The organism is Streptomyces sp. NRRL S-118 (assembly GCF_000716335.1).
Taxonomy (GTDB): domain Bacteria; phylum Actinomycetota; class Actinomycetes; order Streptomycetales; family Streptomycetaceae; genus Streptomyces.
This window is the reverse complement of sequence record NZ_JOBL01000099.1, coordinates 45,286-70,313: the sequence shown is the minus strand read 5'-3', so window position 1 is coordinate 70,313 and position 25,028 is coordinate 45,286. Positions and strand designations below refer to the sequence as shown.

21 protein-coding genes are annotated in these 25,028 nt (G+C 73.4%); 17 read left to right on the top strand and 4 right to left on the bottom strand.

Features of this window, described 5'->3' with window-relative positions:
• Positions 1 to 115: 115 nt before the first annotated feature.
• From IH00_RS0100350 to sucD, 3 genes are all read left to right on the top strand, one after another.
• Positions 116 to 1,036, top strand: coding sequence for a hypothetical protein (locus tag IH00_RS0100350; protein ID WP_031068204.1), 921 nt, complete (start codon positions 116 to 118; stop codon positions 1,034 to 1,036).
• A 293-nt stretch (positions 1,037 to 1,329) separates the two neighbouring features.
• On the top strand, positions 1,330 to 2,508 hold the full coding sequence (gene sucC, locus IH00_RS0100345; protein ID WP_031068202.1) for an ADP-forming succinate--CoA ligase subunit beta: 1,179 nt from the start codon (positions 1,330 to 1,332) through the stop codon (positions 2,506 to 2,508).
• A gap of 23 nt (positions 2,509 to 2,531) precedes the next feature.
• Positions 2,532 to 3,416 (top strand): succinate--CoA ligase subunit alpha, encoded by an 885-nt coding sequence (gene sucD, locus IH00_RS0100340; RefSeq protein WP_031068200.1) that lies wholly within the window; start codon positions 2,532 to 2,534, stop codon positions 3,414 to 3,416.
• Between the two features lie 143 nt (positions 3,417 to 3,559).
• On the opposite strand, the gene IH00_RS0100335 is transcribed toward sucD, so the two are convergent.
• Positions 3,560 to 4,996, bottom strand: a complete 1,437-nt coding sequence (locus IH00_RS0100335; protein ID WP_234334713.1) for a DNA-directed RNA polymerase sigma-70 factor — start codon at positions 4,994 to 4,996, stop codon at positions 3,560 to 3,562.
• A 206-nt stretch (positions 4,997 to 5,202) separates the two neighbouring features.
• Here IH00_RS0100335 and IH00_RS36795 point away from each other — a divergent pair, with 206 nt between their 5' ends.
• Positions 5,203 to 6,912, top strand: a complete 1,710-nt coding sequence (locus IH00_RS36795; protein WP_158827591.1) for a cell division protein PerM — start codon at positions 5,203 to 5,205, stop codon at positions 6,910 to 6,912.
• Positions 6,913 to 6,969: 57 nt separating this feature from the next.
• On the opposite strand, the gene IH00_RS0100325 is transcribed toward IH00_RS36795, so the two are convergent.
• Entirely contained in the window at positions 6,970 to 7,722 is a 753-nt protein-coding gene (locus IH00_RS0100325; protein WP_031068195.1) for a hypothetical protein, read from the bottom strand.
• A gap of 273 nt (positions 7,723 to 7,995) precedes the next feature.
• Between IH00_RS0100325 and purN the strand changes: the two genes are divergently transcribed.
• Both purN and purH read left to right on the top strand, forming a co-directional pair.
• Positions 7,996 to 8,622 carry a phosphoribosylglycinamide formyltransferase gene (gene purN / locus IH00_RS0100320; protein ID WP_031068194.1) on the top strand — a complete coding sequence of 209 codons (627 nt, stop codon included), beginning with the start codon at positions 7,996 to 7,998 and terminating at the stop codon, positions 8,620 to 8,622.
• Entirely contained in the window at positions 8,609 to 10,162 is a 1,554-nt protein-coding gene (purH, locus tag IH00_RS0100315) for a bifunctional phosphoribosylaminoimidazolecarboxamide formyltransferase/IMP cyclohydrolase (protein ID WP_031068193.1), read from the top strand. Before purN ends, purH begins: the two co-directional genes overlap by 14 nt.
• 96 nt (positions 10,163 to 10,258) lie before the next feature.
• Here purH and IH00_RS0100310 read toward each other — a convergent pair whose 3' ends face one another.
• Positions 10,259 to 10,849, bottom strand: a complete 591-nt coding sequence (locus tag IH00_RS0100310; RefSeq protein WP_031068192.1) for a hypothetical protein — start codon at positions 10,847 to 10,849, stop codon at positions 10,259 to 10,261.
• Positions 10,850 to 11,084: 235 nt separating this feature from the next.
• Here IH00_RS0100310 and IH00_RS0100305 point away from each other — a divergent pair, with 235 nt between their 5' ends.
• From IH00_RS0100305 to IH00_RS0100285, 5 genes are all read left to right on the top strand, one after another.
• Complete coding sequence (locus tag IH00_RS0100305; protein WP_031068191.1) at positions 11,085 to 11,957, top strand: bifunctional methylenetetrahydrofolate dehydrogenase/methenyltetrahydrofolate cyclohydrolase; 873 nt, start codon at positions 11,085 to 11,087, stop codon at positions 11,955 to 11,957.
• 512 nt (positions 11,958 to 12,469) lie between these two features.
• Complete coding sequence (locus IH00_RS43725) at positions 12,470 to 12,844, top strand: DUF3017 domain-containing protein (protein ID WP_234334712.1); 375 nt, start codon at positions 12,470 to 12,472, stop codon at positions 12,842 to 12,844.
• Positions 12,845 to 12,912: 68 nt separating this feature from the next.
• Entirely contained in the window at positions 12,913 to 14,136 is a 1,224-nt protein-coding gene (locus tag IH00_RS0100295; protein WP_031068188.1) for an NADP-dependent isocitrate dehydrogenase, read from the top strand.
• 368 nt (positions 14,137 to 14,504) lie between these two features.
• A complete protein-coding gene (locus tag IH00_RS0100290) occupies positions 14,505 to 15,563 on the top strand; it encodes an XRE family transcriptional regulator (protein ID WP_031068186.1) in 1,059 nt (352 codons plus the stop codon).
• 202 nt (positions 15,564 to 15,765) lie between these two features.
• Positions 15,766 to 16,755: a malate dehydrogenase gene (locus IH00_RS0100285; protein ID WP_031068183.1), complete on the top strand. Its 990-nt coding sequence runs from the start codon at positions 15,766 to 15,768 to the stop codon at positions 16,753 to 16,755.
• 18 nt (positions 16,756 to 16,773) lie between these two features.
• On the opposite strand, the gene IH00_RS0100280 is transcribed toward IH00_RS0100285, so the two are convergent.
• Positions 16,774 to 17,943 (bottom strand): acyltransferase family protein, encoded by a 1,170-nt coding sequence (locus IH00_RS0100280; RefSeq protein WP_031068182.1) that lies wholly within the window; start codon positions 17,941 to 17,943, stop codon positions 16,774 to 16,776.
• 106 nt (positions 17,944 to 18,049) lie between these two features.
• Here IH00_RS0100280 and IH00_RS0100275 point away from each other — a divergent pair, with 106 nt between their 5' ends.
• The 6 genes from IH00_RS0100275 (at position 18,050) to IH00_RS0100250 (ending at position 25,028) form a co-directional block, all read left to right on the top strand.
• Positions 18,050 to 18,304: a helix-turn-helix transcriptional regulator gene (locus tag IH00_RS0100275; RefSeq protein ID WP_031068179.1), complete on the top strand. Its 255-nt coding sequence runs from the start codon at positions 18,050 to 18,052 to the stop codon at positions 18,302 to 18,304.
• A complete protein-coding gene (locus tag IH00_RS0100270) occupies positions 18,301 to 18,828 on the top strand; it encodes a hypothetical protein (RefSeq protein ID WP_031068177.1) in 528 nt (175 codons plus the stop codon). The genes IH00_RS0100275 and IH00_RS0100270 overlap by 4 nt, the downstream gene beginning before the upstream one ends.
• A 165-nt stretch (positions 18,829 to 18,993) precedes the next feature.
• A complete protein-coding gene (locus tag IH00_RS0100265) occupies positions 18,994 to 20,484 on the top strand; it encodes an aldehyde dehydrogenase family protein (protein ID WP_031068175.1) in 1,491 nt (496 codons plus the stop codon).
• A 22-nt stretch (positions 20,485 to 20,506) separates the two neighbouring features.
• On the top strand, positions 20,507 to 22,036 hold the full coding sequence (locus IH00_RS0100260) for a GMC family oxidoreductase (RefSeq protein WP_031068174.1): 1,530 nt from the start codon (positions 20,507 to 20,509) through the stop codon (positions 22,034 to 22,036).
• A complete protein-coding gene (locus IH00_RS0100255; protein ID WP_052411088.1) occupies positions 22,033 to 23,130 on the top strand; it encodes a quaternary amine ABC transporter ATP-binding protein in 1,098 nt (365 codons plus the stop codon). Before IH00_RS0100260 ends, IH00_RS0100255 begins: the two co-directional genes overlap by 4 nt.
• The gene (locus tag IH00_RS0100250; RefSeq protein WP_031068170.1) at positions 23,127 to 25,028 is read left to right on the top strand and encodes an ABC transporter permease subunit; all 1,902 of its coding nucleotides are present in this window, start codon (positions 23,127 to 23,129) and stop codon (positions 25,026 to 25,028) included. The genes IH00_RS0100255 and IH00_RS0100250 overlap by 4 nt, the downstream gene beginning before the upstream one ends.

Below are 25,028 nucleotides of genomic sequence, written 5' to 3'. Positions count from 1 at the left end.
CCTTCCCCTCGCCCCGGACCTGCCGCGCGGGGGCGGGACAGGTCTGCCCGCCGTCACCACGCACGTGCGCCGGCCGCGCCACGTGCCCACGGAATTCGAAGGAATCGACACACCCATGAACAAGAACATCCGCCGCTCCATAGCCGTCGCCGCCACCGCCACCGGTATGTGGGCCATCGGCACCGCGGCCGCCAACGCGAGCGAGGTGTCCGTCTCCGTCCCGCTGTCGACGCCCGACAAGGTGGTCGACGCCGCCGAGGACACGGCCGGCACGGTCGAGGACACGGCCGGCGCCGTCCGCCAGGACGTCGTCTCCGACGCGTCCGCCGCGACCGCCGCCACCTCCCCGGTGCAGAGCACGGCCCGCGGCACCGTCCAGGACGTGGCGCAGGACGCCCGTGCCGACGTGCAGCACGTCCAGGGCGTCGCCGCCCCGGCCGTCGAGGGCGCGGCGCACACCGCCACCGCGGAGATCGACTACCTCTTCGGTCCACTGGACTCCTTCGCCCACGAACTGAAGGACGACCCGGCCGGTACCGCCACCCCGATCCTGGACGGCGTCGCCCAGGACGTGCTGCCGCCCGTCGCCGCCCGGGCCGTCGCCGGCGTGCTCCCGGTCGCGGGCCAGGCCGTCGGCGACGCCGGCTCCCTCGCCCAGGGCGTCGTCTCCGACGTGCAGCCCTTCGCGGGCGGTGTGGTCTCGGACGTCCAGCCGCTCGCGTCTGGCGTGACCGGTGAGGTCCGGCCGTTCGCGGACGGCGTCACCGGCTCCGTGCGGCCGGTCGTCCAGGCCGTCGCCGACCAGGTCGAACCCGTCGCCCAGGGCGTCGGGGGCAGCGCCACGGGGCTGGCGTACGGCGTGACGGGCGAGGTCCAGCCGTTCGCGCAGGGCGTCACCGGTGACGTGCAGTCGTTCGGCCAGGCCGTCGTCTCGCACGTGACCGCCGACGTCCAGCCGCTCTCCGCGAACGCCGTGACCGGGCTCCAGGGCACGGCCGGATCGGTGACCCCGGACTACCTCCCCTACGGCGGCTGATCCGGTACGTACGAAAGACGTACGAAATCCGTAGCAACGGGCGGTCTCACAGCAGGTGGGGCCGCCCGTCGGAGGTCCTTGTCTGTGACAGGTATCACCGCTTGGGTGTGATCTGTGATTTAGGGACCTCGGTCCCACGGGGATAACCTGCGAGACGGACATGCCGCGTCCACGGACACCGTGTACGCCTCCCCTGTGACAGCGCAGTCACGTTGCCCTCCGCCCGTCAGTCGGGCGCGCGGCACGCCCACGCAGACAACGAACCGCGATCACCAGAAAAGGGACGGACGCGCGTGGACCTGTTCGAGTACCAGGCGAGGGACCTCTTCGCCAAGCACGGTGTACCGGTGCTGGCCGGTGAAGTCATCGACACGCCTGAGGCGGCGCGCGAGGCCACTGAGCGTCTTGGCGGCAAGTCGGTCGTCAAGGCGCAGGTGAAGGTCGGCGGCCGCGGCAAGGCCGGTGGCGTCAAGCTGGCCGCCACGCCGGACGAGGCCGTCGCCCGCGCGACGGACATCCTCGGGATGGACATCAAGGGCCACACGGTCCACAAGGTGATGATCGCCGAGACCGCTCCGGAGATCGTCGAGGAGTACTACGTCTCCTACCTCCTCGACCGCACCAACCGCACCTTCCTGGCCATGGCCTCGGTCGCGGGCGGCATGGACATCGAGGAAGTCGCCGCGACGACGCCCGAGAAGCTGGCGAAGGTCCCGGTCGACGCCAACGACGGCGTCTCGATCGAGAAGGCCCGCGAGATCGTCGCCCAGGCGCAGTTCCCGGCCGACGTGGCCGAGAAGGTCGCCGAGGTCCTCGTGACCCTGTGGAAGACCTTCGTCGCCGAGGACGCCCTCCTCGTCGAGGTCAACCCGCTGGCCAAGGTCGCCTCCGGTGACATCATCGCCCTCGACGGCAAGGTGTCCCTGGACGCCAACGCCGACTTCCGCCAGCCGGAGCACGAGGCGCTCGAGGACAAGGCCGCAGCCAACCCGCTCGAGGCTGCCGCCAAGGCCAAGGGCCTCAACTACGTCAAGCTCGACGGCCAGGTCGGCATCATCGGCAACGGCGCGGGTCTGGTCATGTCGACCCTCGACGTCGTCGCGTACGCCGGTGAGGCCCACGGCGGCGTGAAGCCCGCCAACTTCCTCGACATCGGCGGTGGCGCCTCCGCCGAGGTCATGGCGAACGGCCTCGAGATCATCCTCGGGGACCCCGACGTCAAGTCCGTCTTCGTCAACGTCTTCGGTGGCATCACCGCCTGTGACGAGGTCGCCAACGGCATCGTCCAGGCCCTGAACCTGCTGTCCTCGCGGGGCGAAGAGGTCACCAAGCCGCTGGTCGTGCGCCTCGACGGCAACAACGCGGAGCTGGGTCGCAAGATCCTGTCGGACGCCAACCACCCGCTGGTGCAGCGCGTGGACACCATGGACGGCGCGGCCGACAAGGCCGCCGAGCTCGCGGCTGCGAAGTAAAGGGACGAGGTCACAGACACACCATGGCTATCTTCCTCGACAAGGACAGCAAGGTCATCGTCCAGGGCATGACCGGTGCCACGGGCATGAAGCACACCAAGCTCATGCTCGGTGACGGCACCAACATCGTCGGTGGCGTCAACCCGCGCAAGGCCGGCACCACCGTCGACATCGACGGCCACGAGATCCCCGTCTTCGGCACGGTCGCCGAGGCCATGGAGAAGACGGGCGCCAACGTCTCCGTCCTCTTCGTGCCGCCGGCCTTCGCCAAGGCCGCCGTGGTCGAGGCCATCGACGCCGAGATCCCTCTGGCCGTCGTCATCACCGAGGGCATCGCGGTCCACGACTCCGCCGCCTTCTGGGCGTACGCGAAGTCCAAGGGCAACAAGACCCGCATCATCGGCCCGAACTGCCCCGGCCTGATCACGCCGGGCCAGTCCAACGCCGGCATCATCCCGGGCGACATCACCAAGCCCGGCAAGATCGGTCTGGTGTCGAAGTCCGGCACGCTGACCTACCAGATGATGTACGAGCTGCGCGACATCGGCTTCTCGTCCGCCGTCGGCATCGGTGGCGACCCGGTCATCGGCACCACCCACATCGACGCGCTCGCGGCCTTCGAGGCCGACCCCGACACCGAGCTGATCGTGATGATCGGTGAGATCGGCGGCGACGCGGAGGAGCGGGCGGCCGACTTCATCAAGGCCAACGTCACCAAGCCGGTCGTCGGCTACGTCGCGGGCTTCACCGCCCCCGAGGGCAAGACGATGGGCCACGCCGGTGCGATCGTGTCCGGTTCGTCCGGCACCGCGCAGGCGAAGAAGGAGGCCCTCGAGGCCGCAGGCGTCAAGGTCGGCAAGACGCCGACCGAGACGGCCAAGCTGGCGCGCGCGATCCTCGCGGGCTGAACCAGTTGAACGGCTGAACGGCTGAACCGGATGGACGGCCGAACCGGCCGGCCGCCTGAGCAGCACCGAAGGGCCCGCTTCCGGATAGTCCGGGGGCGGGCCCTTCGGCGTGTCCGCGTCCTCCGCCCGTGTACGTCCACGTCTCAGCGGGTGTCCGGCAGAAGGCGCGGCGGGCCGGTGAAGGGCCTGGCCCGCAGCGCGTCCCGGAGGTGCTCGTCCTGCGGGGTCAGCCGCTGCGGCCCGCTGAGGACCGGTACGCCGCGGATCGCCACGCCCGGCGCCAGCGGTGGCTCGTACCGGGTCGGCGCGGTGGTCAGCGTGAACGCGGTCGCGCCGATGATGACCGCGGTGAGCCCGAAGGCCGTGCGGGTCCGGCCCCTGGCGCGGCGCTCGCTGCGCGTGCGGACGGTACGGGCCGTCGCCAGCACCATCGTCGGGCCATGGGCGAGCAACCCGGCCAGCCGCTCGTGGAGAGCCGCGGGATCGCTCAGCTCCGGGATCCGCTCCGCGACGGCGGCGCGGGCGTGCAGGACGCGGTACGCGGCGGCCGGGGTGCTCGCCTCCAGCTCGGCGGCCGTGTCCGGCAGGTCGAAGCCGAGGCCGTCGTAGAGCAGCAGGGCGCGGCGGTACGGCGGCGGCAGGTCCAGTACGGCACCACGCAGCTCCCGGGCGGCGCGGTCCGTCGTCGGGGGGTCGGGGTGCCGGTGCGCGGGGCGGACCCGGTGCCACGGGGACAGGGCGTACGCGTGGGCCGCCGCCCGCACCCAGCCCGCCGGGTCCGGGTCGACGGCGACCCGGGGCCACCGCTCCCAGGCGTGGTGGAAGGCGTGCTCGACGGCCTCGCGGGCGAGCCGGCGCCGGCCGGTCAGCAGGAACGCCTGCTGGACGAGGACCGGGGCGGCGCGGCCGTACAGCGCGTCGAACGCGTCGGCGGGCGTCCCGGGCCGCGCGGCCTTCCGGGCCTGCGGTACGGAGTGCGACGCGGCCGGCTCCGCGCGCTCCGCCTCCTGCGCCGGATCCTCCCGCGCCGGTTCCTCGGCCGATGTCTGTTCCTGCGCCGGTTCCTCGTCCGGGTCCTCGGTGCCCGTCTGTTCCTGTGTTTCCGCCTGGGCCGGGTCCTCCGTGTCCGTCTGTTCCGGTGCCTCCCCCTCCACCAGTTCCTCGGTGTCCGCCTGTTCCTGCGCCTCGGACGGCGCCGGGTGCTCGGCCTCTTCCGCCTCCGGCTTCGGCGGCTGCTCCGGCCCCCGGGACTGCTCCTGCTCCGGCTCCGGTGACTGCTCCGGCTCCGGAGGCCGCTCCTGTCCACGTTCCTCCCGCGGCTCCTCCCGTTCCGGCTCCTGGGGTGCGGAGGTGTCAGGGGTGGCGGTCGCGGCCGGCCGGGCCTTGGCCTTCGGCCGGGCCTTGGCCTTCGCCGGGGACTTGTGCGTCGGACGCGACGGCGACGCGGCGGCTTCGTGCGCCTTCAGCAGCTTCAGGTACGCCTCGCGCTTTCGGCCCCGCGGGGCCGCTCGCCCCGTCTCCCACAAGCGCACGGTCGCCCGGGTGACCCCGAGCACCTCGGCGACCTGGCTCTCGCTCATGGATCTCGCCTCACGCAGTCGTCGCCGCTCCTTGGGGGACGGGAGCGGCGGCGCGGAGCGGGTGCTGGTGCTCTGGGTCATGGGCGGACCCCCGCGGCGGCACACACACTGCACTCGACGAAAAAGTACATAAACGTATATTGAGCGACACAGCGGTCAATCGGCGGTTACGCAGAGAAAGCGCGTGTCGTTGGCAGCATGGCGTCGTGACTCGCGCGACTGCCGTGACCGCCCTGTCCCGCACGACCGCCTGCTGTCTGCGGGGTGCGCTCGCCGCGGGCCTCGGGCTCGGTTCCGTCACCGTCCTGGTGATGGTGATGTGGATCAGTTCCCCGTACCCGGACCGGGGGCCGGAGGGAGTGCTGCACGTCGCCGCCGGCGTGTGGCTCCTCGCCCACGGCACGGAGCTCCTGCGGGCCGGGCCCTCGCCCGCCGCGGCGCCGGTGCCGGTCGGCGTCGTCCCGATGCTGCTGCTCGCCCTTCCGGCCTGGCTGGCGTACCGGACCTCCCGCGACGGGACGAGCGGTGCCGCGGGGAGCACGGTGTGCGGAGTGATCGCCGGGTACACGGCCGTCGGCGCGGGAGCCGCTTGCTACGCGCTCGGCGGGCCGCTCGCTCCCGACCTCCTCAGTGCCGCGCTGCACCTCCCGGCCGTCGTCGCGCTCTCGGCGGCCGCCGGCGCCTGGACGGCGAACGGGTGCCCGGCGGGGCCCCTGCCCGGGTGGGTGCCGGAGCGGCTCCGCGTGGAGCTCGCCCGGTCCCGGGCGCGTGTGGCGGTACGCGCCGCGGCGGCCGCCATCGTGACGCTGGTCGGCGGGGGAGCGCTGCTGGTGGCGGTGTCGCTGGTGTGGCACGCGGGCGCGGCGCAGCAGGCGTTCCTGAGCCTGTCCGACGCCTGGGCCGGACGGATCGCGGTGCTGCTGCTGGCCCTCGCACTGCTGCCGAACGCGGCGGTGTGGGGCGCGGCGTACGGGCTCGGCCCCGGCTTCGCGCTCGGCACCGGCGCGGTGGCCACACCGCTCGCGGTGGTGGGCGACCCGGCCGTACCCGTCTTCCCGCTGCTCGCCGCGCTGCCGGCGGCCGGGCGCGGGAGCTGGCCGCACTGGGCGGCGGTGGTGGTGCCGGTGCTGGCGGGGGCGGCGGCCGCCTGGTTCACCGGGCGGGCGGCAGCGGTGCGGGGCGTACGGGAGACGATGGTGACGGCGTCGGCCGCGGCGGTGCTCTGCGCGGCGGGCGCGGCGGCGCTGGCCGCGGCTGCCGGGGGGCCGCTGGGATCCGGGCGGCTGGCGGAGTTCGGTCCCGTGTGGTGGCGGGTGGGCGCCGCCGCGCTGGGGTGGACCGCGGTGGTGGGCGTCCCGGGCGCGCTGATGCTCCGCTGGTGGCGCCTGCGGTCGCCCGGTCCCGCGCCGGACGCGGCGGCGGAGGATCGCGTCCCGCCCGGTCTCCCGCCCGTTCCGCAGGTGCCGGGCATCCCGGTTCCTCCGGGCCCGCGTGAACCGCTCGCTCCCTCCGGGCCGGGCGATGCGGCGCGGACCCCCGACGCGGATCGGTCCCCCGAGCCGTACGGTCTGCTGCCGGCGGCCTGGGAGGACGACTTCCTGACGGTGACGGAGGTGACGGAGCTGACGGAGGTGAGGGAGGGTGACGGCTGCGCAGCGCCCGCCACTCCGCCCGCCTCTCCGCCGGGCACCGCGCCCGCTCCGGAGGCCGGCGCTCCCGGTTCCGTGTCCCACCACGCCGGTCCGCCGGAGGCGTCCGTCCCCGCCCAGGACGTCACCGGAGGCGCAACCGACGACGCCACCGAGGGCACTCCGGAAGGCACCCCCCGAGAGGCGGACGGCACCGGAGAGGACCGTGCCGATGCGGCCGCCGGAACCGACGGCCCGGCGCCGGAACCCGGTGACGTGTCCCGGTGACGGGAACGGTGACGGATCCCCGTGACGAGGAAACGGTGACGCGCGGGCCGCGCCGGGCTACTCCTTGACGCCGAAGACGCCGCGCAGCGGCGCGGGGAGCAGCTCGTTGCAGGAGACCTGGCCCGTCCTGGTCAGGGCGTCGTCCACGCACGCGTAGTAGTCGCGGTAGGCGAGCTGGACCGTGAAGGTCACCGCCACGATCGTCAGGGCCAGGACCGCGGTGACCAGACCGCTCACCGCGGCCGTGCGCTGCGGACGGCTGCCGCCGGCGGCCGGTGCCGCTGACGGCGCCGGGCCGGATCCCGGGGTGGTGGCGGCCGGGGCGGCCGCCGTACCGCCCCGCCCGGCGGCGGTGCCGGGCTTGGCGCGCAGCGAGCTGATGCCCCAGTACAGGGCCAGAGCACCCAGGAGCAGGGCGATCTCGGGGAAGTCGAAGATAGCGAAGAAGAAGCCCCACATGCCCGACAGCAGCGCGTAGCGGGCGCGCCGCTGGGCCGGGTCCGTCGGGTCCCAGCGCAGGGCGGGGCCCTGCTGGCCGCCGCTCGCGCCGCCCTGCTGGTCGCTGTTGGGGCGGGCGCCGAAGCCGCCGGAGGAACGGCCCGGCTGCCGCGGGCTCCACTGGCTGCCCCAGGCCGGCCGCTCCGGGCGGTCGCGGCCCCCGGCGTCGTCGGCGCCCTGGTCGTCGCCGTCGGCGCCGTCGTTCTCGGCGCGGCGCGGCTGCCACGGCTGGTCCGGCCGGCCCTCGGGCGGCGGCGCGAACGGATTGTTCTCGTCCGTGGACTGCGTGGACTGGCGTCGGCGGTCCGGCATCTGGTGAACGTCTTCCCCTCAGACCCCCGTCCGTACGGCCGCACGTCCGCACGTCCGTGCGTCCGTGTCTCCGTACCCCGTGGGTCTCGTGTCGTCGTATCCGTCCGTCGGCGGACGGCTCCCTCCCCAGACGCTACCGCCCGCCTCCGCCCCCGTCCCGTGGGGGCGGCCTGGTGTGCCGGTATCGTTGCTGACGGTCGGCTCGTTCGTAGGGTTCCCCGTGTCGAGGGGCGCGATTCATTCGTAGGACCACACAAACAAGGAGTTACCCCCGTGGCTGCCGCCCGCCTCGTCGTCCTGGTCTCCGGGTCGGGGACGAATCTGCAAGCCCTGCTCGATGCCATCGGTGACGACCCCCGGGCATACGGAGCGGAGGTCGTCGCCGTCGGAGCCGACCGCGACGGCATCGCCGGCCTGGAGCGGGCCGAGCGCGCCGGGCTTCCCACCTTCGTGTGCCGGGTCAAGGACTACGCCACCCGCGACGAGTGGGACCACGCGCTGACCGAGGCGACGGCCGCGTACGAGCCGGACCTCGTCGTGTCCGCCGGGTTCATGAAGATCCTCGGCAAGGAGTTCCTGGGCCGGTACGGCGGGCGGATCGTCAACACCCACCCCGCGCTCCTGCCCAGTTTTCCCGGTGCTCACGGGGTGCGCGACGCGCTCGCGCACGGTGTGAAGGTCACCGGATGCACCGTCCACTTCGTCGACGACGGCGTCGACACCGGCCCGATCATCGCCCAGGGCGTGGTCGAGGTGGTGGAGGAGGACACGGAGGAGGGCGAAGCCGCCCTCCACGAGCGCATCAAGGAAGTCGAGCGCAAGCTGCTCGTCGAGGTCGTGGGGCGCCTGGCCCGGCACGGCTACCGCATTGAGGGACGAAAGGTTCATGTCGGTGAATAAGCCCATCCGTCGCGCGTTGATCAGTGTCTACGACAAGACGGGGCTGGAGGAGCTCGCCCGCGGGCTGCACGAGAACGGCGTCGAGCTGGTCTCCACCGGCTCCACCGCCGCCAGGATCGCCGCGGCCGGGGTCCCGGTCACCAAGGTCGAGGAGCTCACCGGCTTCCCCGAGTGCCTGGACGGCCGCGTCAAGACCCTGCACCCGCGCGTGCACGCCGGAATCCTCGCCGACCTGCGCCTGGACGCGCACCGCGCGCAGCTCGCCGAGCTGGGCGTGGAGCCGTTCGAGCTGGTCGTGGTGAACCTGTACCCGTTCCGGGAGACCGTCGCCTCCGGCGCCACCGCCGACGAGTGCGTCGAGCAGATCGACATCGGCGGCCCGTCCATGGTCCGCGCCGCCGCCAAGAACCACCCCTCCGTCGCGGTCGTCACCTCTCCCGCGCGGTACGGGGACGTCCTGGAGGCCGTCAGGTCGGGCGGCTTCGACCTGACCGCCCGCAAGCGCCTCGCCGCCGAGGCGTTCCAGCACACCGCCGCGTACGACGTCGCCGTCGCCTCCTGGTTCGCCGACGACTACGCCGCGGCCGACGACAGCGGCTTCCCGGACTTCCTCGGTGCCACGTACAGCCGCAAGAACGTCCTGCGCTACGGCGAGAACCCGCACCAGGGCGCCGCGCTGTACGTCGACGGCACGGGCGGCCTCGCCGAGGCGGAGCAGCTGCACGGCAAGGAGATGTCGTACAACAACTACACGGACACCGACGCCGCGCGCCGGGCCGCGTACGACCACTCCGAGCCCTGCGTCGCGATCATCAAGCACGCCAACCCGTGCGGCATCGCGATCGGCGCGGACGTGGCCGAGGCGCACCGCAAGGCGCACGCCTGCGACCCGCTGTCCGCGTTCGGCGGTGTCATCGCCGTCAACCGGCCGGTGTCGGTCGCGATGGCCGAGCAGGTCGCCGAGATCTTCACCGAGGTGATCGTCGCGCCGGACTACGAGGACGGCGCCGTCGAGATCCTGGCCCGCAAGAAGAACATCCGCGTGCTGCGCGCCCCCGGCGCCCCCGCCGCCCCCGTCGAGGTGAAGCCCGTCGACGGCGGCGCCCTGCTCCAGGTCACCGACCGCCTCCAGGCCGACGGCGACGACCCGGCGAACTGGACCCTCGCCACCGGCGAGGCCCTCTCCCCGGCCGAGCTGGCCGAGCTGGCGTTCGCCTGGCGCGCCTGCCGCGCCGTCAAGTCCAACGCGATCCTGCTCGCCAAGGACGGCGCGAGCGTCGGCGTCGGCATGGGCCAGGTCAACCGTGTCGACAGCGCCAAGCTGGCGGTGGAGCGGGCCGGCGAGGAGCGGGCGCGCGGCGCCTACGCCGCGTCGGACGCGTTCTTCCCGTTCCCCGACGGTCTGGAGATCCTCACCGCCGCGGGCGTCAAGGCCGTGGTGCAGCCCGGCGGTTCGGTCCGTGACGAGCAGGTCGTCGAGGCGGCGAGGAACGCCGGCGTGACGATGTACTTCACGGGCACGCGCCACTTCTTCCACTGACGCGCCCGGTACGCCGAAGGCCGCGGCCCCACCGCTGTTGAGCGGTGGGGCCGCGGCCTTCGTACGTGGTGCGCGGGAGATTCCGCGCGTCGCCGCTCAGTAACGCGGGCGGTTGAACCAGGCGGTGGCGCTGCTGTTGACCATGGAGGCGAGGATGATGCCGCCGATGGCGAGACCGATGATGCCGCCGACCGCCGAGCTGGCGGTGCCGCCGGCGAAGTTGCCCAGGCTCAGCAGGATGAACAGCGCGGCGTAGACGATGGTCGCCACGCGGACGCCGTTGCCGCCCTTGGAGAACTTGGCGCCCAGGATGATGGCCCACACGGCGAAGCCGAGCAGGATCAGGACGATGAAGAAGCCGAGACCGGCGAGGACACCGGTCTCCTCGCCGACGCCCGCCGAGTTGGCGACGTCCTGCGCGGCCGCGATGGCGATCGCGGCGATGATGCCGCCGATGATCTGCAGGCCCGCGACGATGAAGAGCAGCACGCGGGACGTCTGCATCAGGCCCGGCATCGACATCGGCGCGCCACCCGGGTAACCGCCGCCGTACGCCGGCGGGGGCGGGGCGGCCGGGTAGCCGTAACCGGGCTGCTGGGGCTGGCCCTGCTGCGGGTAGCCGTAGCCGGGCTGCTGGGGCTGGCCCTGGGGCTGCCCATACGGGTTGTTCGGGTCGCCGAAACTCATGGCTGGGGTTCCTCCGTTGATGATGCGGGGACGACGCGGTCCGAGCGGAGGAACTTCACATGTATTGAGCGGTTTTGCCCCCCGGCACTGCCCGCGGCACTGCGCCGCTCATCGTCGTCGTATCGTCGACTTTTTGTCCAGTCGGATTCCACAGGTGTTGTGCAAGTGCAACCTGCTGTTCCTCCAGGCGCGGGCGAATTGGAACACGGGCGGGTTCATCCGCGAGGATGGGCACATGACCGCCCAGATTCTCGATGGCAAGGCCACCGCAGCCGCGATCAAGTCCGACCTGACCGCCCGCGTGGCGGCCCTGAAGGAGCGGGGCATCACCCCCGGCCTCGGCACCATCCTGGTCGGTGACGATCCGGGGAGCCAGAAGTACGTCGCGGGCAAGCACCGCGACTGCGCCCAGGTCGGCATCGCCTCCATCCAGCGGGAACTGCCCGCCACCGCCACGCAGCAGGAGATCGAGGCGGTCGTCCGCGAGCTGAACGAGGACCCGTCCTGCACGGGGTACATCGTGCAGCTGCCGCTGCCCAAGGGCATCGACGAGAACCGCATCCTGGAGCTGATGGACCCGGCCAAGGACGCGGACGGGCTGCACCCCATGAACCTCGGGCGCCTCGTGCTCAACGAGCCCGCCCCGCTGCCGTGCACGCCCAACGGCATCATCACGCTGCTGCGCGCGCACGGCGTCGAGATCAGCGGCGCGGAGGTCGTGGTCGTCGGCCGCGGCACCACCATCGGCCGCCCGATGCCGCTGCTGCTCACCCGCAAGTCCGAGAACGCGACGGTCACCCAGTGCCACACCGGTACGCGTGACCTGGCCGCGCACCTGCGGCGTGCGGACATCGTCGTGGCCGCGGCGGGCGTGCCGCACCTGATCAAGCCCGAGGACATCAAGCCGGGCGCCGCCGTCCTGGACGTCGGCGTCAGCCGGAACGCCGACGGCAAGATCCTCGGTGACGTCCACCCGGGCGTCGACGAGGTCGCCGGGTGGCGCGCCCCCAACCCGGGCGGCGTCGGTCCGATGACCCGCGCGCAGCTGCTGGTCAACGTCGTCGAGGCGGCGGAGCGGGCCGCGGCCGCGGGCTCCACCGCCGGCTGAGCCACCGAACGAACCGGAAGAGGACGATCCCCATGGGCGTACGGGCGAACGACGACCCCGCGGCGGCGGCCGCGGACGCGGCCGGCGCGACCGAGCAGGCCTCCCCCTCGGCGCCCGGCGCCGCACCGGGGACCCCGCCGGCCCCGGCCGCCCCGGCTCCCGCGGACAAGACCTCGGAGGCCGCAGGGGCCTCGGGGACCTCCCGGTCTTCCGGGACCGCCGCATCTCGTGCGGCCGATGCTGCTGAGGGGGCGGATGGGGCTCCCGGGACCGCCGCGTCTTCCGGGAGCGGCGGGGCTCCCGTGACCACCGGGGCTGCCGGGACCGCCGGGGCTCCCGGTTCCACCGGGGCACCTGAGGCCGATGCGGCCGACGGGGCCGATGAGGTCCCCGGGGCTGGTGGGACCACCGATGGGCCCGCGTCCGCGCCCGCGACCCCGGCCGCCGCCGGGGCCGGCGGCGAGGACGAAGGCCGAGCCTCCGCGTCCCGCACGACGAGGCGGCCGCCGACCGTGACGCGGGGGACCGCGCGGCCGGAAGGCGGCGGGCGGGCCGCGCCGGGGGACGCCCCGGCTCCCGCACGCCAGTGGCCCCTGCTGACGGTCCTCGGGATCGCCACGCTCGGCCTGGTGGTCGTCGGCCTCGACCCCTTCCCGCAGGCCTCGCGGATCGGCACCCTCCTCATCGGCGCCGCCCTCCTCACGGGCGCCGCACTGCGCCGTACCGTGCCGTCCGTCGGGATGCTCGCCGTACGGTCGCGGTTCACCGACATGGTCACGTACGGCCTGCTCGGCGGCGCGATCGTGCTGCTGGCGCTGATGACGCAGCCCGCCCCGTGGCTGGAGATCCCGTTCCTGGAGAAGGCCGTCCGGTTCGCGGTGCGTTAGAGGCGCGCGCCGTGCGTGCACACATGGGGTGACCGACCGGTCCTACGCGTGAGAGGGACGTTCGCCCCATGGTCAAGATCAAGGTGGCCAACCCCGTCGTCGAACTCGACGGCGACGAGATGGCCCGCATCGTCTGGCGGTTCATCAAGGAGCAGCTCGTCCTGCCGTACCTGGACGTCGAGCTGGAGTACTTCGACCTCGGCATCCAGCACCGCGACGCCACCCGCGACCAGGTGACTGCCGACGCCGCGCAGGCCGTCAGGAGGCACGGCGCCGGGGTGGTGTGCCCCACGATCACCCCGGACGAGGCCCGGGTCGCCGAATTCGGCCTCCGGGCGAGGTACCGCCCGCCCCACGCCACGCTCCGCGAGGCCATCGGCGGCGGCGTGTTCCACGAGCCGGTCGTCCTGGGCGGCCTGCCCGGTCAGGGCCGCGGCCGGCCGGGACCGGTCGTCGTCGGCCGCCCCGCGGCCGGCGACCAGCGGCGCGCCACCGACCTCAGGGTCCCCGGTCCCGGCACGCTCACCCTGACGTTCACGCCGGTGGCCGGCGGCGGCGACCCGGTGGAGCTGGAGGTGTGCGCGTTCGAAGGGCCGGGAGCCGCCTCCGCGCGGTGCCGCTCCGACGCCTCGGTCCGCGACTTCGCGCGTGCGTCGTTCCGCTACGCCCTCGCCCGCCGCCACCCGGTGCGCCTCACCACGGACGACACGGCCCTCACGAAGTACGACGGCCGGTTCAGGGACCTGTTCCTGGAGGTCTTCGACGCGGAGTTCGCGGCGGACTTCGGCGCGGCGGGACTGACCTGCGAGCACCGCCCCGCCGAGGAACTGGTCGCCGCGGCGCTGCGGGGCGAGGGGGGCTTCCTCTGGGTGTGCCGGAACGACGGCGGTGACCTCCGCGCCGACGCCGTCGTACAGGGGTTCGGCCCGGCCGGTCCGGCGACCTCGGTCCTCGTGTCCGCCGACGGCCGCACCCTCGCCGCCCGGCCGGCGCACGGCACCGTCACCCGCCACTACCGCCGCCACCAGCAGGGCAGGGCGACCTCCACCAACCCCGTCGCCTCCGTCCACGCCTGGACCCGTGCGCTGGCGCACCGGGCGGCGCTGGACGGCACGCCGGAGGTCACCGCGTTCACCCGGGCGCTGGAGGAGGTCTGCGCCGAGACCGTCGAGGGCGGCCAGATGACCGCGGACCTGGCCCGGCTGGTCTCCGCGGACCAGCCGTCGCTCACCACCGAGCAGTTCCTGGAGACGCTCGACACAGGGCTGCAGAAGAAGATGGCGTCCCGCTGACCCCACGGGCGGGCGAACGGTGACGGCGACCGTCCCCTCCCCCGAGGAGGACGGGCGCCGTCACCTGCGTAAAGAGTCATGGACGCGCCAACGGGGATCAAGTGATGTCCGTCCCCTGTAGCGCGGAGGTGACCATTCCGGCATGGTGTGAGCGACCCGCAACGGATGCGAAACTGGGGCGGCGATCGCGACGGTCCGGCGTGTGGGGGCACGCCGCCGCTGTCCGGTCCCACCCGTGCGCCCCCGCCCGAGGAACTGACATCCTGGCCACGCGCATCCCTCCCGGTGACACCCGGGGGGCGGCAAGGGGGCACGCAGCGCGGGGGAGCACATCAGGCACGTACTACGGGGGAACAGAGGGGGAGGCCATGCCTCGTTGGAAGGCGCTACCGGACGAGCTCGATCCGCAGGTCAAGGAGTTCGCGAGCCAGCTGCGCCGACTGGTCGACCGCAGCGGACTGAGCATCGCCGCGGTGGCGGACCGTACCGGTTACAGCAAGACCTCGTGGGAGCGCTACCTCAACGGGCGCCTCCTCGCGCCCAAGGGCGCGATCGTCGCGCTGGCCGAGGTGACCGGGACGAACCCGGTCCACCTCACCACCATGTGGGAGCTCGCGGAGCGCGCCTGGAGCCGCGCCGAGATGCGTCACGACATGACGATGGAGGCCATACGCATCTCGCAGGCCCGCGCCGCGCTCGGCGAGTTCGGCGGCGACGCGGGGCCCGGCGCGGACGGCTCGTCCCGTGGGGCGGGCGCGCCCGGTGCCGGACGCGGCGGCGGCCGCAGCGCCGCCACGCCCTCCGTCATACCGCCCGACGGCGGGCCCAACGGCCCCGCGCCCCGCGGTGCCGCCCGCCACGGCGGGGGCGCCTCCGGGCCGGCGGCACCCGCGTCCGTACCCGCGGGCCGGGGTGGCGGAAAGCGCAGGACCACGGTGTTCCTGGCGGGCGTCGTCGGCGCGCTGCTGGTGATAGCGGCGGCCGTCCTGCTCATGGACCTCGGCGGGGACGGCGACGGGGACGGGGACGGCAGGACCGTGGCCCAGTCGCCGACCGCCCCGCCCAGCACCGGTTCCCCGGACCCGCTGCCCGCGGGCGTCAAGTGCACCGGCACCGACTGCACCGGCCAGGACCCGGAAACCATGGGCTGCGGCGGCCAGTACGCCACGACCGTGTCCTCCGCGGCGGTCGGCACGGCGAAGGTGGAGGTCCGCTACAGCAAGACGTGCGGGGCCGCCTGGGCCCGCATCACGCAGGCCACGCCGGGTGACACGGTGCGCATAACGTCCGCCGGTGCCACGCAGAAGGGCGCCGTGAAGATCGACAAGGACGCGTACACGCCGATGGTCGCGGCGGCCGACGCGGACGCCGCCAAGGCGTGCGCCACGCTCACGAGCGGCACCGAGGGCTGCACCACCACCGGTTGAGCCGCGAGCGGGGGCCGGGCGGCCGCCCGCGCACGGCCGAATCAGTGAGCCGCGACACAAGGGGGCGGGGGTTCAGGGGGGCCCGGGTCGGATAGCCTGACCGCTGGATATCTCTTCACGTCGAGACACCGATCGATCATCGAGGGGATGTCCAGCACCAGGGGCAGGGACCCCCACCGCCAGCTGTCTTACGGAGATCGCCATGACCCGCACTCCCGTGAATGTCACCGTGACCGGCGCGGCCGGCCAGATCGGTTACGCGCTGCTCTTCCGCATCGCCTCCGGCCACCTGCTCGGCGCGGACGTGCCGGTCAAGCTCCGCCTCCTGGAGATCCCGCAGGGCCTCAAGGCCGCCGAGGGCACCGCGATGGAGCTCGACGACTGCGCGTTCCCGCTGCTGCGCGGCATCGAGATCACCGATGACGCGAACGTCGCCTTCGACGGCGCCAACGTCGCGCTCCTCGTCGGCGCCCGCCCCCGCACGAAGGGCATGGAGCGCGGCGACCTGCTGGAGGCCAACGGCGGCATCTTCAAGCCGCAGGGCAAGGCCATCAACGACCACGCGGCGGACGACATCAAGGTCCTCGTCGTCGGCAACCCGGCCAACACCAACGCGCTCATCGCGCAGGCCGCCGCGCCGGACGTACCGGCCGAGCGCTTCACCGCGATGACCCGCCTGGACCACAACCGCGCGCTGTCGCAGCTGGCGAAGAAGACCGGCGCCCAGGTCTCCGACATCAAGCGGCTGACGATCTGGGGCAACCACTCCGCCACCCAGTACCCGGACATCTTCCACGCGGAGATCGCCGGCAAGAACGCCGCGGAGGTCGTGAACGACCAGGCGTGGCTGGCCGACGAGTTCATCCCGACCGTCGCCAAGCGCGGCGCCGCGATCATCGAGGCCCGTGGCGCGTCCTCCGCCGCCTCCGCCGCCAACGCCGCCATCGACCACGTCCACACGTGGGTCAACGGCACCGCCGAGGGCGACTGGACCTCCATGGCCATCCCGTCCGACGGCTCGTACGGCGTCCCGGAGGGCCTGATCTCCTCCTTCCCGGTCACCTGCTCGAACGGCACGTACGAGATCGTCCAGGGCCTCGACGTCAACGAGTTCTCGCGCACCCGCATCGACGCCTCCGTGCAGGAGCTCGTCGAGGAGCGCGACGCGGTCCGCGGTCTCGGCCTCATCTGAGCCTGACGCGCCCGTCCTTCACCGCCCCCGGTGGCCCTCGTGCTGCCGGGGGCGTGGTGTGTCCGCCGTGGCCGGGGCGGTGAGGTAGGGGCGGCGGAGCCGCAGGAACGGCAGTTCGATGGCGTGGTACGTCACGAAGGAGACCGCGAGGGTCACGGGCAGGGCCACCACCACCGTGACGAGGAACGCGCCCCCCACCGCGGGCAGCACGCCGGGGACCCGGTCGTGGAGGTGCGCGCGCTCGCACAGCAGCGTCAGCACCAGGAAGTGCGTCAGGTACACCGAGAAGCTGACCTCCCCGAGCCGGGCCAGCGCGCGGGAGACCCGGCCGCCGGTGCCGCTCGGCCCGGCCGCCGCGTACGCGACCACCACCAGCGCCCACACGGCCCCCTCCGTACCGCTCCACACCAGCTTCAGAGGGCTGTCGGAGACGAACCCGTGGAGCTGGTTGAAGGCCCAGAGCGCCGCGAGCGCCGGGCAGACCGCGGCCGGGGCCGCCCACCGGACCGCGCGCAGCCGCTCCCGGTGGTGCACGTACACCCACGCCGCCAGCATCCCCAGCAGGAACTGGTCGATGCGCCCGGCCAGACTCAGGTGGAGCGCCGCCGTGTGCGGCCCGGGCGCGGGACTGCTCAGCCACACCAGCGCCCGCAACAGGGACACGGCGGCCAGCAGCCGGAGCAGGCTGCCGGGCCCACGCTCCGTCAGGAGCCGGTGGAGCAGCGGGAAGACCAGGTAGAACTGCATTTCGACGCAGAGCGTCCAGAACACCCCGTCGTACGGCAGGCTCGGCGTCGTGAACGTCAGCACCCGCAGCAGGTCCGGGAAGCCCGGCAGGGAGACGTGCGTCGCCATGCCGAGGACCGCCACCACCAGGTACAGCGGGTAGATCCGCAGCAGCCGGTTGGTGAGGAAGCGGCCGTAGCGGACGGGCCGGCCGTGCGCGCCGACGGTGAGGATGAACCCGGACAGGACCATGAACAGGGCGACGCCCGTGTGTCCCTCGAAGACCAGTGTCGCGGCCGGGTTGGCCGAGTACAGCCAGTCCGTCGCCGGGACGAAGCGCGGCCCGCCCTCGATGCGCGCGCTCAGCAGCTGGCAGCCGTGGTAGAGGACCACGAGCACAGCGGCGACGGCCCGCAGGTGGTCGACGGGGGCGAGGTAGACGCGGTCGTCGCTGCTGCGCATGCTCGCACCCTAGGTCGGCCCGCAGGCCCCGGCGGGGAACGAAGCCCGCACCGGTCATCCATTCGGATCATTGCGAAAGCACTATGAGATGTAGTACTTCTTATACATGAGCGAGCAGGTACACAACAGGCTGGCCGTGGTGAGGGCGGAACGAAAGGTGTCGCGTCAGGCACTCGCCGACGCCCTGGGTGTCCACTACCAGACCATCGGCTACATCGAGCGGGGGCAGTACAACCCCAGCCTCGACCTGGCGTTGAAAGCGGCCCGTTACTTCGGGCTGCCGGTGGAGGCGCTGTTCTCACTGGAGCCGTTCCGGCCGCTCACCACGGAGATGTACGGGGACAACGGGAGGAAGCAGTGACCACCACCACCGCGACGCGCCACGACCGGCGGATGTACGCGATCATGAACCGGCGCGAGATGCAGGCCCTGAGCCGCACCGCCGCCCGCCGCCGCGCCTGGGTGGCCGCGCACATCGCGCTCACCGCCGCCTCGGTGGCGCTCTGGCTCGGCAGCGTCCACCTCGGCCCGCTGTGGATGCCGTTCGCCCTGCTGGCGCTGGTCCTGCCCTGGTGCGTCGCCATGGGGGTCATCAACGGTGCCACCCGCGGGCTGCTGGAGCTGCGCGACCGGATGCTGGACGAGCGCCAGCTCCACGAGCGCGACCGGGTCCGGGCCATCGCCCACCGGATCAGCCTCGGGGCGCTGTTCGCCGGCGCGGCCGGGACGGGGCTCGCCGCCTGGCTCGGCGGCGTCCGCTTCGACGGCGCGTTGCTGTTCCCGGCCCTGTTCGCGCTGCTGGTCGCGCACTGGATGCTGCCGGCATGGGTGGCCTGTCTCCGGGTCCAGGACGACGCCCCCGACGAGGTCGCCCACGCCGGCTGACGCCGCCGGCGCTGACGCAGTGCGAGCACTCCGCTACCCCGGTGCGGAGTGAGCAAACACACTTTCGCGCATGCTTTCCGCCCGCCAGGGCAGGGTCCCCGGTCGCCGACCACCTCGGTGACGAACGACCGGATCAGACACGCGAACGGAAGGCAGAACGCGACCGTGGCGGAACAACAGACCATCCACGTGGGCGGAGAGTGGCGCAGCGCCGTCTCCGGGGCCACGCGAGACATCCTCGACCCCGTCGACGCCACGACCCTCGCGGTCGTGGCGGAGGGCGGTGCCGAGGACGCGGACGCCGCCGTCGCCGCCGCCCGCGCAGCCTTCGACGGGGGGCAGGGCGCCTGGCCGCGCACCCCCGTCGCCGAACGGGCCGCGCTGCTGCGCCGCGTCGCCGCCCTGCTCCAGCGCGACCGCGAGAAGATCGGCCTGCTGGAGAGCCGCGACGCCGGGAAGACCCTCGAGGAGGGCCGCGTCGACGTCGACTGCGTGACCGACGCCTTCCGCTACTTCGCCGACCTCGTCGTGGGCGAGGGCGGCGGCCGGGTGGTCGACGCGGGCTCGCCCGACGTGCACAGCGTCGTCGTGCACGAACCCGTCGGGGTCTGCGCCCTCATCACGCCGTGGAACTACCCCCTGCTCCAGGCCAGTTGGAAGGTGGCCCCCGCGCTGGCGGCGGGCAACACCTTCGTGCTCAAACCGAGCGAGATCACCCCGCTCACCACGGTCGTGCTCATCGAGCTGCTCACCGAGGCGGGCCTGCCCCCCGGCGTGGCCAACCTCGTCACCGGCCCCGGCGACCCCGTCGGCGCCCGGCTGGCCGAGCACGCGGACGTCGACCTCGTCTCCTTCACCGGCGGACTGGTCAGCGGCACGAAGGTGATGCGCGCCGCCGCCGACACCGTCAAGAAGGTCGCCCTGGAACTGGGCGGCAAGAACCCCAACGTCGTCTTCGCCGACGCCTGCGCGACCGACGAGGGCTTCGACACCGCCGTCGACCAGGCGCTCAACGCCGCGTTCATCCACAGCGGCCAGGTCTGCTCGGCCGGCTCCCGCCTCATCGTCGAGGAGCCGGTGCGCGAGCGCTTCGTCGCCGAACTGGCCCGCCGCGCCGAGCGGATCCGCATCGGCCGCGGCACCGACGACGGCATCGAGTGCGGCCCCCTCGTCTCCGCGCAGCAGCTCGCCCGCACCGAGGAGTACGTCGCCTCCGCCCTCGCCGAAGGCGCGGTCCTGCGCGCCGGCGGCGAACGCCCCGACGGCCCCGGCTACTTCTACCGCCCGACCGTCCTGGACCACTGCCACCGCGCCATGCGCGTCGTCCGCGAAGAGGTCTTCGGACCGGTCCTCACCGTCGAGACGTTCCGCACCGAGGACGAGGCCGTCGCCCTCGCCAACGACACCGAGTACGGCCTGGCCGGCGGCGTCTGGACCGCCGACCCCGGACGGGCGCGGCGCGTCGCGGGCCGGCTGCGCCACGGCACCGTCTGGATCAACGACTTCCACCCCTACCTGCCGCAGGCGGAGTGGGGCGGCTTCGGCAAGAGCGGCATCGGCCGCGAACTGGGCCCCTCCGGGCTCGCCGAGTACCGCGAGACCAAGCACGTCTACCAGAACCTGGCCCCGCGTCCCGTGCGCTGGTTCGCGGGCTGAGAAGGACCAGGGGAAACACACCATGAGCGAGAACACCGTCTACGACTACGTCGTCATCGGTGGCGGAACCGCCGGTTCCGTCATCGCCCACCGCCTCACCGCCGACCCGGACGTCACCGTCGCCGTCATCGAGGGCGGCCCCAGCGACCTCGACCGCCCCGACGTGCTGACCCTGCGCCGCTGGATGGGCCTGCTCGGCGGCGACCTCGACTACGACTACCCCACCACCGAGCAGCCGCGCGGCAACTCCCACATCCGGCACAGCCGCGCCCGGGTCCTCGGCGGCTGCTCGTCGCACAACACCCTGATCTCCTTCAAGCCGCTGCCGTCCGACTGGGACGAGTGGGAGGAGCGCGGGGCCGTGGGCTGGAACGCGGCCGCCATGGACCCGTACTACGACAAGCTCCTCAACAACATCGTGCCGGTCGACGAGAAGGACCGGAACGCCATCGCCCGCGACTTCGTCGACGCCGCCCTGGCTGCGCTCGGCGTCCCGCGCGTCGAGGGCTTCAACAAGAAGCCGTTCCACGAGGGCGCCGGCTTCTTCGACCTCGCCTACCACCCCGAGGACAACAAGCGCTCGTCCGCCTCCGTCGCCTACCTCCACCCGGTCATGGACCGGCGCCCCAACCTCCACCTGATGCTGGAGACCTGGGCGTACCGGCTGGAGCTGGAGGGCACCACGGCGCGCGGCGTCCACGTCCGCACCAAGGACGGCGAGGAGCGGCTCGTCACCGCCCGCCGCGAAGTCGTCGTCTGCGCGGGCGCCGTGGACACGCCCCGGCTGCTGCTGCACTCCGGCATCGGTCCCCGCCGGGACCTCGAGGAGCTGGGCATCCCCGTCGCGCACGATCTGCCGGGCGTCGGCGAGAACCTGCTCGACCACCCCGAGTCCGTCATCGTCTGGGAGACGCACGGGCCGATCCCCGAGAACTCCGCGATGGACAGCGACGCCGGGCTCTTCGTCCGCCGCGACCCGCAGTCGCCGGGCCCCGACCTGATGTTCCACTTCTACCAGGTCCCGTTCACCGACAACCCCGAGCGGCTGGGCTACGAGCGCCCCGCGCACGGCGTGTCCATGACGCCGAACATCCCCAAGCCGCGCAGCCGCGGCCGCCTCTACCTGACCAGCGCCGACCCCGGGGTCAAGCCCGCCCTCGACTTCCGCTACTTCACGGACGAGGACGACTACGACGGCCGGACGCTCGTCGACGGCATCCGCATCGCCCGCGAGATCGCGAGGACCGAGCCGCTGGCGAGCTGGCTCAAGCGCGAGGTGTGCCCAGGGCCCGAGGTCACCGGCGACGAGGAGCTGAGCGAGTACGCCCGCAAGGCCGCCCACACCGTCTACCACCCGGCCGGGACCTGCCGCATCGGCGCCCCGGACGACGAACTCGCCGTCGTCACCCCCGACCTGAAGGTCCGGGGAATGGACGGCATCCGGATCGCCGACGCGTCCGTCTTCCCCACCATCCCGGCCGTGAACCCGATGATCGGCGTGCTGATGGTCGGGGAGAAGGCCGCCGACCTGCTGCGAGGTGACGCCCGATGAGTACCGCCCCCGCCACACCCGTCTTCTCCGTCAAGGGCCTGTGGAAGGTCTTCGGCCCCAAGGCCGGCCGCGTGCCCGGCTCCCCCGAACTGGCCGGGCTGCCCGCCGCCGAACTGCGCGAGCGCACCGGGTGCACGGCCGCCGTCCGCGACGTCTCGTTCGACGTGCGCAAGGGCGAGGTCTTCGTCGTCATGGGCCTGTCCGGCTCCGGCAAGTCCACCCTGGTGCGCTGCCTGACCCGGCTCATCGAGCCCACCTCCGGCACCGTCGCCATCGACGGCGAGGACGTCCTGTCCATGGACAAGACCCGGCTGCGCGCCCTGCGCCGCCACCGCGCCGCCATGGTCTTCCAGCACTTCGGACTGCTGCCGCACCGCTCGGTCCTCGACAACGTCGCGTACGGCCTGGAGATCCAGGGAGTGCCCCGCACCGAACGCCGCGCCCGGGCCGCCGAGATGGTCGCCAAGGTCGGCCTCGACGGCATGGAGGCCCGGACCCCCGGTCAGCTCTCCGGCGGCCAGCAGCAGCGCGTGGGCCTCGCCCGGGCGCTCGCCGTCGACCCCGAAGTGCTGCTGTTCGACGAGCCGTTCAGCGCGCTCGACCCGCTCATCCGGCGCGACATGCAGGAAGAGGTCGTCCGCCTCCACCGCGAGGAGGGACGCACGATGGTCTTCATCACCCACGACCTCACCGAGGCGCTGCGCCTCGGCGACCGCATCGCCCTCATGCGCGACGGACGGATCGTGCAGCTCGGCACCCCCGAGGAGATCGTCGGCGCCCCCGCCGACGACTACGTCCGCGACTTCGTCCGCGACGTGCCGCGCGAGCAGGTGATGACGGTCCGCAGCGCCATGCGGCCGCCCTGCGACGGCGTCGACGACTCCGGCCCGGCCGTCGCCCCCGGCGCCACCGTCTCCGAGGCCATCGAGGCCGTCGCCCGCACCGGCGGGCCCGTACGCGTCGTCGACGGCGGCCGCTGGGTCGGCGTCGTGGACCACAAGGACCTGCTGGCGGTCGTGGCCGGCGTGCGGCCGCCCACGGGGGAGGCGGCCGCCGCGGGAAAGACCGCGGCCGCGGGGAAGGCGGCGGCATGACCGCAGCCGTCACCGCTCCCGTGCAGCCCCGGCTGCCCGCCGCCGCCCGCCGGTACTGGCCGCTGGGCGCCCTCCTCGTCCTCGTTCCCGCCGGCCTGCTCCTCGCCGGGGGCGGCAGCTGGCCCGCCGCCCTCTCCGCCGACCTGTCCGGTCCGCTCGGCTCGGCCAGCGACTGGATCATCGACAACCGCGACAGCCACCCGCTGTTCCTCTACTTCTTCGGGCACATCAGCAACGCCGTCGTGCTCTCGGTGCGCGGCGTCTACCTGGTGCTGCTCGCCGCCGGATGGGCCGGCGTCACCGCCGCCGCCGGCATCCTCGCCTGGCGCGTCGCGGGACGGCGCCTCGGGCTGACCGCCGTCGCCGCGTTCGCCGTGTGCGGACTGCTCGGCATGTGGGTCCCCACCATGCAGACCCTCGCCCTCATGGTCGTCGCGGTCGCCGCCTCCGTCGCCCTGGGCGCGCTGCTCGGCCTGGCGGCCGGGCTCTCCGACCGCACGTACCGGGCGCTGCGGCCGGTGCTCGACACCATGCAGGTGCTGCCCGCCTTCGCGTATCTGCTGCCCGTGGTGCTGGTCTTCGGCATCGGCGTGCCCGCGGCGGTCCTGGCCACGGTCGTGTACGCCGCTCCGCCCATGGCCCGCCTCACCGCGCTCGGCCTGCGCGGCGCGGACCCCGGTGTGCTCGAGGCATCGGCCTCACTCGGTGCCACCGGACGGCAGCGGCTGCTGACCGCCCGCATCCCGCTGGCCCGCAAGGAACTCCTCCTCGGTGTCAACCAGTCGATCATGATGGCGCTGTCGATGGCCGTCATCGCCTCCGTCATCGGCGCGGGCGGCCTCGGTGACCGCGTCTACCAGGCGCTCGCCTCGGTCGACGTGGGTGCGGCGCTGGCCGCCGGCATCCCGATCGTGCTCCTCGCGATCGTCCTGGACCGCACGGCGACGGGCGCCCGGTCGCGCACCGGATCGGCCCGCGGCCGGTTCGCCTGGGCGGCCGCCGTGGTCGCCGCCGCCGTGACCGGCCGCCTGAGCGGCGGGCTCAGCTGGCCCGAGGCGTGGCACATCGGCATCGCCGAGCCGGTCAACCGGGCCGTCGACTGGATGACCGCCCACCTCTACTCGGGCGTGCCCGTCGTCGGCGGCACCGCCGACTGGGCGGCGCACTTCACCGGCTGGGTGCTCGACCCCGTACGGGCCGGGCTCCAGGCCCTCCCCTGGTGGGCGCTGCTGCTGCTCGTCGGCGCCCTGGCGCTGCTGGTCGGCACGGTGCGCACGGCGCTGACCGCCGTCGCCGCGATGGCCGCCATCGGTGTCCTCGGCGTGTGGGACGCCTCCCTCGACACCCTGTCGCAGGTGCTGGCCGCCGTCGCGGTCACGCTGGTGCTCGGCTTCGCCATCGCGATCGCGGCGGCCCGCAGCACCCGGGTGGAGCGGGTGCTGCGGCCCGTCCTGGACGTCTTCCAGACCATGCCGCAGTTCGTCTACCTGATCCCCGTGGTGGCGCTGTTCGGCGTGGGCCGCGCCCCGGCGGTCGCCGCCGCCGTGGTGTACGCGCTGCCCGCCGTCGTCCGCATCACGACCCAGGGCCTGCGGGGCGTCGACCCGGTGGCGCTGGAGTCGGCGCGCTCCCTCGGGGCCTCGGGCTGGCAGCAGCTGCGGCAGGTCCAGCTGCCGCTCGCCCGCCCGGCGCTGCTGCTCGCGGTGAACCAGGCGGTCGTCCTCGTCCTCGCCGTCGTCATCATCGGCGGCCTGGTGGGCGGTGGTGCGCTCGGGTACGACGTGGTCTTCGGCCTCGCGCAGGGCGACCTGGCCACCGGACTCGTCGCGGGCGCCGCGATCGTCTGCCTGGGCCTGATGCTCGACCGGGTGACGCAGCCGACCAGGAAGGAGACCTGA

Bases quoted from the DNA above. Each gene is read 5' to 3' on its own strand.
- IH00_RS0100350 (WP_031068204.1), top strand. From the start codon at position 116: ATGAACAAGAACATCCGCCGCTCCATAGCCGTCGCCGCCACCGCCACC.
- sucD (WP_031068200.1), top strand. From the start codon at position 2,532: ATGGCTATCTTCCTCGACAAGGACAGCAAGGTCATCGTCCAGGGCATG.
- IH00_RS0100335 (WP_234334713.1), bottom strand. From the start codon at position 4,996: ATGAGCGAGAGCCAGGTCGCCGAGGTGCTCGGGGTCACCCGGGCGACC.
- IH00_RS0100325 (WP_031068195.1), bottom strand. From the start codon at position 7,722: ATGCCGGACCGCCGACGCCAGTCCACGCAGTCCACGGACGAGAACAAT.
- purH (WP_031068193.1), top strand. From the start codon at position 8,609: ATGTCGGTGAATAAGCCCATCCGTCGCGCGTTGATCAGTGTCTACGAC.
- IH00_RS0100310 (WP_031068192.1), bottom strand. From the start codon at position 10,849: ATGAGTTTCGGCGACCCGAACAACCCGTATGGGCAGCCCCAGGGCCAG.
- IH00_RS0100305 (WP_031068191.1), top strand. From the start codon at position 11,085: ATGACCGCCCAGATTCTCGATGGCAAGGCCACCGCAGCCGCGATCAAG.
- IH00_RS0100295 (WP_031068188.1), top strand. From the start codon at position 12,913: ATGGTCAAGATCAAGGTGGCCAACCCCGTCGTCGAACTCGACGGCGAC.
- IH00_RS0100290 (WP_031068186.1), top strand. From the start codon at position 14,505: ATGCCTCGTTGGAAGGCGCTACCGGACGAGCTCGATCCGCAGGTCAAG.
- IH00_RS0100285 (WP_031068183.1), top strand. From the start codon at position 15,766: ATGACCCGCACTCCCGTGAATGTCACCGTGACCGGCGCGGCCGGCCAG.
- IH00_RS0100280 (WP_031068182.1), bottom strand. From the start codon at position 17,943: ATGCGCAGCAGCGACGACCGCGTCTACCTCGCCCCCGTCGACCACCTG.
- IH00_RS0100275 (WP_031068179.1), top strand. From the start codon at position 18,050: ATGAGCGAGCAGGTACACAACAGGCTGGCCGTGGTGAGGGCGGAACGA.
- IH00_RS0100260 (WP_031068174.1), top strand. From the start codon at position 20,507: ATGAGCGAGAACACCGTCTACGACTACGTCGTCATCGGTGGCGGAACC.
- IH00_RS0100255 (WP_052411088.1), top strand. From the start codon at position 22,033: ATGAGTACCGCCCCCGCCACACCCGTCTTCTCCGTCAAGGGCCTGTGG.
- IH00_RS0100250 (WP_031068170.1), top strand. From the start codon at position 23,127: ATGACCGCAGCCGTCACCGCTCCCGTGCAGCCCCGGCTGCCCGCCGCC.